9 protein-coding genes are annotated in these 8,416 nt (G+C 67.4%); 6 read left to right on the forward strand and 3 right to left on the reverse strand.

What is annotated here, in order from left to right:
- Together greA and A9X01_RS07325 are read right to left on the reverse strand one after the other, a co-directional pair.
- Positions 1–473: transcription elongation factor GreA (gene greA, locus A9X01_RS07320; protein WP_065120111.1), on the reverse strand; the 473-nt coding region annotated here is incomplete at its 3' end.
- 209 nt (positions 474–682) lie between these two features.
- The gene (locus A9X01_RS07325; protein WP_065120112.1) at positions 683–1,117 is read right to left on the reverse strand and encodes a DUF4307 domain-containing protein; all 435 of its coding nucleotides are present in this window, start codon (positions 1,115–1,117) and stop codon (positions 683–685) included.
- A 90-nt stretch (positions 1,118–1,207) separates the two neighbouring features.
- Here A9X01_RS07325 and mca point away from each other — a divergent pair, with 90 nt between their 5' ends.
- The 4 genes from mca to A9X01_RS07345 are packed head-to-tail and all read left to right on the forward strand — an operon-like array spanning position 1,208 to position 4,766.
- A complete protein-coding gene (mca, locus tag A9X01_RS07330; RefSeq protein WP_065120113.1) occupies positions 1,208–2,077 on the forward strand; it encodes a mycothiol conjugate amidase Mca in 870 nt (289 codons plus the stop codon).
- Positions 2,074–2,373: a hypothetical protein gene (locus tag A9X01_RS07335; protein ID WP_065120114.1), complete on the forward strand. Its 300-nt coding sequence runs from the start codon at positions 2,074–2,076 to the stop codon at positions 2,371–2,373. Before mca ends, A9X01_RS07335 begins: the two co-directional genes overlap by 4 nt.
- Positions 2,360–4,369 carry a thioredoxin domain-containing protein gene (locus A9X01_RS07340; RefSeq protein WP_065120115.1) on the forward strand — a complete coding sequence of 670 codons (2,010 nt, stop codon included), beginning with the start codon at positions 2,360–2,362 and terminating at the stop codon, positions 4,367–4,369. The genes A9X01_RS07335 and A9X01_RS07340 overlap by 14 nt, the downstream gene beginning before the upstream one ends.
- A 13-nt stretch (positions 4,370–4,382) precedes the next feature.
- Positions 4,383–4,766 (forward strand): nuclear transport factor 2 family protein, encoded by a 384-nt coding sequence (locus tag A9X01_RS07345; protein WP_065120118.1) that lies wholly within the window; start codon positions 4,383–4,385, stop codon positions 4,764–4,766.
- A gap of 14 nt (positions 4,767–4,780) precedes the next feature.
- On the opposite strand, the gene trhA is transcribed toward A9X01_RS07345, so the two are convergent.
- Positions 4,781–5,533 (reverse strand): PAQR family membrane homeostasis protein TrhA, encoded by a 753-nt coding sequence (gene trhA / locus A9X01_RS07350; RefSeq protein WP_065120116.1) that lies wholly within the window; start codon positions 5,531–5,533, stop codon positions 4,781–4,783.
- 147 nt (positions 5,534–5,680) lie between these two features.
- On the opposite strand from trhA, the gene A9X01_RS07355 reads away from it, so the two are divergent.
- The gene (locus A9X01_RS07355; protein WP_065120119.1) at positions 5,681–6,469 is read left to right on the forward strand and encodes a (2Z,6E)-farnesyl diphosphate synthase; all 789 of its coding nucleotides are present in this window, start codon (positions 5,681–5,683) and stop codon (positions 6,467–6,469) included.
- Between the two features lie 501 nt (positions 6,470–6,970).
- The coding region (locus tag A9X01_RS07360) for a PE family protein (RefSeq protein WP_065120117.1) at positions 6,971–8,416 on the forward strand (1,446 nt) is incomplete at its 3' end.

Below are 8,416 nucleotides of genomic sequence, written 5' to 3' on the forward strand. Positions count from 1 at the left end.
CTGACCAGGGTGACCTCGACGGTATTGCCGTTGGGCACCTTGTAACTACGGGTCTCGCCGACCTTGGCGTCGATCAGCGCGCCGCCCAGCGGCGAGTTGGGCGAGTAGACCTCGAGCTTGCCGTCGTTCACGCCCTCCTGGCGGGTGGCGATCAAGAAGGTCTCGCTGTCCGACTTGTCGCCGTTGTAGTAGACCTTCACCACCGAACCGGGCAGCGCCACGCCGGACTGCTTGGGCGCCTCGCCCACCTTCGCGTTGTTAAGCAGGTCCTGCAGCTGGCGGATGCGGGCTTCCTGCTGACCCTGCTCTTCGCGGGCGGCGTGGTAGCCGCCGTTCTCACGCAGGTCGCCTTCTTCGCGGCGATCGTTGATTTCGGCGGCGATCACCGGGCGATTCGCGATCAGCTGGTCGAGTTCGGCCTTGAGTCGGTCATGTGACTCCTGGGTCAACCAGGTCACCTGAGTGTCCGTCATCTCGTGGCGCTCCTTGTGTGTCGTTCCGCGTGTTCGCGCAAGTATCGGATCCCGTTAACGGGCGTAGTTGCGGGTCCCCAACCCGGCTGCTGCCACTCCGTTCTTCCCACGGCCATTAATGCAGCAATACACGGTCCCCGCAGGACCGTGCATCCAGCTATGTTACCACCGCGCAAACAGTTGATGACTGACATATCCGCAGTTCGCGGTCAGGACGGCCGCAGATATCCGGGCACGTCTGTGCCACAGCCGTATACGTCAGCCATCACCGGCGGCTTGGTGGATTTCACGGTTGTCGTCACCTGGACCGTGCCCTGGTCGGCCGGCGGCACCAGCACCTCACGACGGCCCGTTTCGCTGCCGTCCTTCGCGCGCACCCGGACGATGCAGTCCACCGGTCGCGACGGATCTTCCCGAGTGACGCTGATCGTCACCGACGCCGTCTCGTCGTCGACCACCTGATAGCCGGCCAGCGTGCCGGAAACGGGGCTGGTGCCGATTCGCTGGTAACCCACAACGGCGAGGCCGACGCCCGCGACGAGCACCACCCCGGTCAGTCCGATGGCGATGCGGCGGCGGTCTCTGCGGGACAGGCCGGTGCGGCCGTAGCGAGCTTCCGGACGCGAGATCGAGTCTTTTGTCATGCCCTCGGGATTTGTGGGGTATTGGAGAACTGGAATTATAGGGAACACGCACAGGGTCGGTGGGCGGCCAACGAACGGACGAGGGAGCACGTGAGCAAACTGCGATTGATGGCCGTGCATGCCCACCCCGACGACGAGTCCAGCAAGGGCGCCGCGACGCTGGCCAAGTACGCCGATGAGGGCCACCGCGTCATGGTGGTGACGCTGACCGGCGGTGAGCGCGGCGAGATCCTGAACCCCGCGATGGACCTGCCTGACGTGCACGGACACATCCATGAGATCCGCCGCGACGAGATGGCCAAGGCGGCCGAGATCCTCGGCGTAGAGCACACCTGGCTGGGCTTCGTCGACTCCGGACTGCCCAAGGGCGACCCGCCGCCACCGCTGCCCGAAGGCTGCTTCGCCCTCGAACCGCTGGAGCGCTGCACCGAGGCGCTGGTGCGCGTGGTGCGGGACTTCCGCCCGCACGTGATGATCACCTACGACGAGAACGGCGGCTACCCGCACCCCGACCACATTCGCTGCCACGAGGTGTCCGTCGCGGCGTACGAAGCCGCCGGTGACTACTACCGTTTCCGCGAAGCGGGCGAGCCCTGGAACGTGTCCAAGCTCTACTACGTGCACGGTTTCCTGCGCGCCCGGATGCAGCTGCTGCAGGACGAGTTCGCCAAGCACGGGCAGGAGGGCCCGTTCGACAAATGGCTCAAGCACTGGCTTCCCGAACACGACCACTTCGAGAAGCGGGTGACGACCCGAGTCGAGTGCTCGGCGTATTTCGGACAGCGTGACGATGCGCTGCTCGCCCACGCCACCCAGATCGACCCGAACGCCGAGTTCTTCGCCGCCCCGATCTCGTGGCAGGAGCGGCTGTGGCCAACCGAGGAATTTGAGCTGGCCCGCTCGCGCGTTCCGGCCACTCCGCCCGAGAAGGATCTGTTCGAAGGGATCGAGCAAGGGTGAATCACTTTCTGATCACCGTGATTGCTGAGGGCCCGCCCAAGAACAACGGTCCGGACTTCGGCAAGGCCAGTCCCATCGGCCTGGTGGTGGTGGTGCTGTTGATCGTGGCGACCTTCTTCCTGGTCCGCTCGATGAACAAGCAATTGAAGAAGGTCCCCGAATCGTTCGACCGTCAGCACCCCGAGCCGGACCAGGCCGCCGACGACGGGACGGACGCGGTGGACGGGATCGATCGCGAGATCCCGGGCGGCAACGGATCAACCCGACCACCTGGGTCGACGCATGAGTCCGGCTGACCCGGCCGGAACCAATACCCTCGGGCTGGCCACCAGCCCCTACCTGCGCCAGCACGCCGACAACCCGGTGCATTGGCAGCAGTGGACGCCAGCGGCGCTCGCCGACGCGGCGGCGCGCGACCTGCCGATCCTGCTCTCCATCGGCTACGCCGCCTGCCACTGGTGTCACGTCATGGCGCACGAATCGTTCGAGGACGACGAGGTGGCCGCCGCCATGAACGCCGGGTTTGTCTGCATCAAGGTGGACCGCGAGGAGCGCCCCGACCTCGACGCGGTCTACATGAACGCCACGGTCGCGTTGACCGGTCAGGGTGGGTGGCCGATGACCTGCTTCCTCACCCCGGACGGCAGGCCGTTCTTCTCCGGCACCTACTACCCCAAAGACAGCTTCCTGCAGTTGCTCGCGGCGATCACCGACACGTGGCGGGACCGCCGTGGCGAGGTCGAGCAGGCGTCGGACCAGATAGCGGGCGAACTGCGCTCGATGGCATCGGGACTGCCCGGCGGCGGCCCCGACATCGCCCCGGACTTGTGCGATCACGCCGTCGCCGCGGTGCTGCGCGACCAGGACAACGTCCACGGCGGCTTCGGCGGGGCACCCAAATTCCCGCCGTCGGCGCTGCTAGAGGCGTTGTTGCGCCACTACGAGCGCACCGGGTCCGCCGCAGCGCTGCAGGCGGTCAACCGCGCCGGCAACGCGATGGCCCGCGGCGGCATGTACGACCAACTGGCCGGTGGCTTCGCCCGCTACAGCGTGGACGAGCGGTGGGTGATACCGCACTTCGAGAAGATGCTCTACGACAACGCCCTGTTGCTGCGTGCCTACGCGCACTGGGCCCGCCGGACCGGGGATCCGCTGGCCCGCCGGGTCGCCGCACAGACTGCCCGGTTTCTGCTGGACGACCTCGCCGACGGCGACGTGTTCACCTCGTCGCTGGACGCTGATGCCGACGGCCGCGAGGGGTCCACATATGTGTGGACGCCGGCGCAGCTGACCGACGTCCTGGGTGCCGACGACGGCCGGTGGGCGGCCAGGTTGTTCGGCGTGACCGAGTCGGGCAGCTTCGAGCACGGCAGTTCGGTGCTGCAGTTGCGCGACGAACCCGACGACCCCCAACGACTGGACCGCATCCGCACTCAACTGCTGACCGCCCGGGGTGAGCGAGCCCAGCCCGGCCGCGACGACAAGGTGGTGACGGCCTGGAACGGGCTGGCGATCACCGCCCTCATCGAGGCCAGTGTCACTTTGGACGATGCCGAGCTGGCCGGCGCCGCGCGGCGCTGCGCGACCACGCTGCTGGACCGGCATCTCGTCGACGGGCGGTTACGGCGCGCGAGCCTGGGCGAAGCGGTGGGCGACAGCGCAGCGATCCTGGAGGACTACGCGATGCTCGCCACCGGGTTGCTGGCGCTGCATCAACTCAGTGCCGAGGACTCCTGGCTGGTGGCCGCTGCTGACCTGCTGGATACCGCCGTGCGCCATTTCAGCGACCCGCAGCGTCCCGGCCGCTGGTACGACACCGCCGACGACGCCGAACAGCTGGTGCTGCGGCCCGCCGACCCGCTGGACGGGGCGACGCCGTCGGGGGCATCGTCGATCGCCGAGGCGCTGCTGACGGCCGCGCACCTGGTCGATGGCGCGCGCGCCGAACGGTACCTACAGCTGGTCGGGTTCACGCTGGAAGCGCATTCAGTGCTGTTGGCACGTGCTCCGCGATCGGCGGGGCATTGGCTCGCCGTGGCCGAAGCCGCGGTGCGGGGACCGCTGCAGATCGCGGTCGCGTGCGACGGGCCGTCGGCGCTGCTGACCGAGGCGCGATGGCTGGCCCCGGGTGGGGCAATCGTCGTCGGCGGCGCGGCGGGCTCGTTGCCGCTGCTTGCCGGACGGCCCCGGGTGGACGGGTCCGACGCCGCGTACGTGTGCCGTGGCCGGACCTGTGACTTGCCGGTCACCAGCGCGGACCGACTCGCGGCCGCCTTGGGAGTGCCTGGGTAGTAGCGTGCGTTTCATGCCGAACGCCGCTGACCGGGTGCAGACGATCACCGACACCGTTCACCGTTACATCGCGACGGTTGTCGACGGCAGCGCCGACGACCTGGCCGCCTTTTACGCCGATGACGCGACGCTGGAAGATCCGGTGGGCGGCGAGGTACACATCGGCGTCCACGCCATCCGCGGCTTCTATGCCGCGGTGACCGGCATGGAGCGGCAATGTGAACTGGTCACGCTGCGGGTATCGGGCAACGAGGCGGCGTTCCACCTCCGGCTGACCATCGGCACCGGGGACAGCAAGCTGCGCATCGAGCCGATCGAGACCATGGTGTTCGACGACCGCGGCAAGGTCACCGCGATGAAGGCCTACTGGTCTCCCGCGGACGTCACCCAGCTGTAGTTCGAAGACTGTAGTTAAAAGACCACGAACCACATGGCGATGTAGTGGCAGATCGCCGCTATCGCCGTGCACGCGTGGAAGAACTCGTGGAAGCCGAACGTCCTGGGCCACGGGTCAGGCCAGCGCAGCCCATACAGAACGCCGCCGATGCTGTACAGCGCGCCGCCGACAATCAGTAACACCAGCGCCGTCACGCCGGCGTTGTGCAGGATTGGGCCGATGTACCAGACCGCGACCCAGCCGAGCAGGATGTACAGCGGTACGCCGACCCAGCGCGGCGCCGACGGCCACAGCATTTTCAGCGTCACCCCGGCCAGCGCCCCGCCCCATACGATCGCGAGCACTACGTGCCCGTCGTGGCCCGGCAAGGCCAGCAGGGCGAACGGTGTGTAACTACCGGCGATGAAGATGAAGATCATCGAGTGGTCCGCACGCTTCATCCACTTGCGGGCGGTCTCGGATTTCCAGTTGACCCGGTGGTAGGTGGCGCTGACCGAGAACATGATGATGGTGGCGAACGTGTAGAGCATCGTCGCCAGTCCGGCCTTGGTGGAATCCACCGCCCAGGACACCGCAACCAGCGACGCGCCCGCGAATACCGCAGCGGCCGCCGAATACACGTGAATCCAGCCGCGGAAGCGGGGCTTGTTCAGGACCTTGCTGACGCCCCCGACGATCTGCTGGGCGGCGTGCTGTGCCGTCTCGCCGGGCGAAGTACCGTGCGATTCCGGTTGTGTGCTGGTGAGCGTGCTGGTCTGGCTGCTCATCTGTGTCGTGGCCCCATCTTGTGAATACCGGTGGCTTGTCTGAATTTAGGTTAGCGGGAATGTCTGAAAGTGGGCTGAGCGACGTGACGTGAGATTGCCCAGAATCCGGCCCGGTAATCGGTCTCGGTCACAGTAGGGTTGATCTTCGTGGAGATCATCCCGCCGCGGCTCAAGGAGCCGTTGTACCGGCTTTACGAGCTGCGTCTTCGGCAGGGATTGGCAGCCTCCCGATCCGAGCTGCCCCGCCACATTGCGGTGCTGTGCGACGGCAACCGGCGCTGGGCGCGCAGCCTCGGCTATGAGGACGTGAGTGTCGGCTACCGGATGGGCGCGGTCAAGATCGCCGAGATGCTGCGCTGGTGCCAGGAAGCCGGCATCGAGATGACGACCGTCTATTTGTTGTCGACGGAGAACCTGCAGCGCGATCCGGACGAGTTGTCCGCTTTGATCGAGATCATCACCGACGTAGTCGAAGAGATCTGCGCGCCGGCCAACCAGTGGAGCGTTCGGACGGTCGGTGATTTGGCTTTGCTGGGCGAGGAACCCGCCCGCCGGTTGCGGGGCGCGGTTGACTCGACGCCGGCCAACGCCTCGTTCCACGTCAACGTCGCGGTCGGCTACGGCGGGCGGCAGGAGATCGTCGGTGCGGTGCGGGCGCTGTTGGGCAAGCACCTCGCCAACGGCGCGACGGCCGAAGAGCTGATCGAAGCGGTGACCGTCGAGGGGATCTCCGAGAACCTCTACACCTCCGGACAGCCTGATCCCGACCTGGTGATCAGGACGTCGGGGGAGCAGCGACTGTCCGGTTTCCTGCTGTGGCAGAGCGCTTACTCGGAGATGTGGTTCACCGAGGCGCACTGGCCCGCGTTCCGTCGCGTCGACTTCCTTCGGGCGCTGCGTGACTACAGCATGCGCAATCGCCGATACGGGCGGTAGCGGACCGGCTATCGCGCGCGACACGGTCGCGTGACACTCCGGGCGAGAAGTGTCACTTCCGGTATGACAAAACTTGGGTCTCTGGTGTGGCCATGATGGCCTACAGCAAACTTGGAGCTTGCGTTCCTACTTCGTAATCTGACTACAGTTAGCCTAGTTAACTCACAGAAACTTCCTACTCTACTGACAGCGTGTCAGTAGGGAGCAGGTGCTCCATACCTAAGCGTATAGTTACGAAATACGTTGGGATACAGAATCTTTCAAATAACACGAGCACTATTGTATAAATGTCAACAGCGTGAACTGGGCGGTTGAACGGATTCAATGGCGCCAGTCTCAATGTGGCAAACTTCGCCTGGCGTCTGCCCCGCTTGTCGCCTGAATCCCCTGCCAGAAAATTCAAGAAATTTCTGTTCTCAGATCTGGCGGTTCTTTCCAAGCGGCATGTACATTCCCTCATCGAGTGACCCCCATCGGCCATGAACCACAGGAGTTTCAGCGATGTCGTATTTGGTGGCTGCCCCGGACTTGCTCGCTGCTGCGGCGGCGAACCTCGAGAGCCTGGGCACGTCGATCAGCACCGCCAATGGCGCGTGGGCCGGCCCGATAGCGACGCTGGTGCCAGCCGCTCGTGACGAGGTTTCGGCCGCCATCGCCGCCCTGTTCGGTACGCACGCGCAGAGCTACCAGGCGCTGACTCAGGAAGCGGAGGCTTTCCATCAGCGGTTCATCCAGGCGCTGACATCAGCGGGGAACGCCTATGCGACGGCGGAAGCGTTCAACGCTTCGCCGTTGCAAGCGGTAACGGATCTGATCAACGCGCCCGCGGAGGCGGTGTTCCAGCGTCCCCTGTTCGGCAACGGCGTCGACGGGGCCCCAGGGACCGGAGCCAACGGCGGTGCCGGCGGTTTGCTGTGGGGCAACGGTGGCGCAGGCGGTTCCGGCGCAGCCGGCCAGGTCGGCGGTAACGGCGGGGCCGCTGGGCTGTTCGGTAACGGCGGGGTCGGCGGGGCCGGCGGTGCGGGCGCAACCGGTGGTAACGGCGGTTCGGGCGGGATGCTGTTCGGTAACGGCGGCATGGGCGGCGCCGGTGGTATCGGCGCTGGCCCCGGTCTGACCGGCGGTGCGGGCGGTATCGGCGGAAACGCCGGAATGTTCGGGGCCGGCGGCGTGGGTGGAACCGGCGGCGCCGGCGGTGCCGGTGATCAACTGTCGGGCATCCACGGCGGCGAAGGTGGCGTAGGCGGTCGTGGCGGCAATGGCGGTGCCATGTTCAGCACGGCCGGGGCCGGCGGCGTCGGGGGCGCCGGCGGTGCCGGGTACACCGGCACGAACGGCAGCGTCGCAGGCGAGGCAGGCGGGACCGGAGGCAACGGCGGCAATGGTGGCGCCGGTGGCGCGGCCGGCAGCACCGGCATGTTCGGGGCCGGCGCCGCGGGCGGTCAGGGCGGTGCGGCCGGACTCGGCGGCGACGGCGGCGTTGGCGCTGCGGGCGAGGCTGGAAACATCCACGGCGCAGCCGGCGGGCAGGGCGGAAACCCGGGCATTGCCGGCCTGGGTGGCGCGGGATCCCTGGGCGGGCCTAATGGCGCGGCCGGCGCCGCGGCCACCAGCGGCGGCAACGGCGGCGCCGGCGGCGCTGGCTTCAGCGCGGCGACCGGATCGAACGCAACGGGCGGCAACGGTGGCGGCGGCGGCAACGCCGGCTCGGCCGGACACGGCGGCGCCGGCGGCGCCGGTGGCTCCGGCGACGGCAGCGGTTGGGGCGGGAACGGTGGTGCCGGCGGCGTGGGCCAGGTCGGTGGGACCGGTGGTGCCGGCGGTGACGGCGGCGCGACGGGCAACGGCGGTAATGGTGGTGCCGGTGGTAACGGAGTGGCTGGTGCTGCAGGGGCGAACGGGGCGACACCCGGTGCCGCAGGCGGCACGGGCGCGGTCGGCGGTACC

It is taken from the genome of Mycobacterium asiaticum, assembly GCF_001668675.1.
In the GTDB taxonomy this organism is placed as follows: domain Bacteria; phylum Actinomycetota; class Actinomycetes; order Mycobacteriales; family Mycobacteriaceae; genus Mycobacterium; species Mycobacterium asiaticum_D.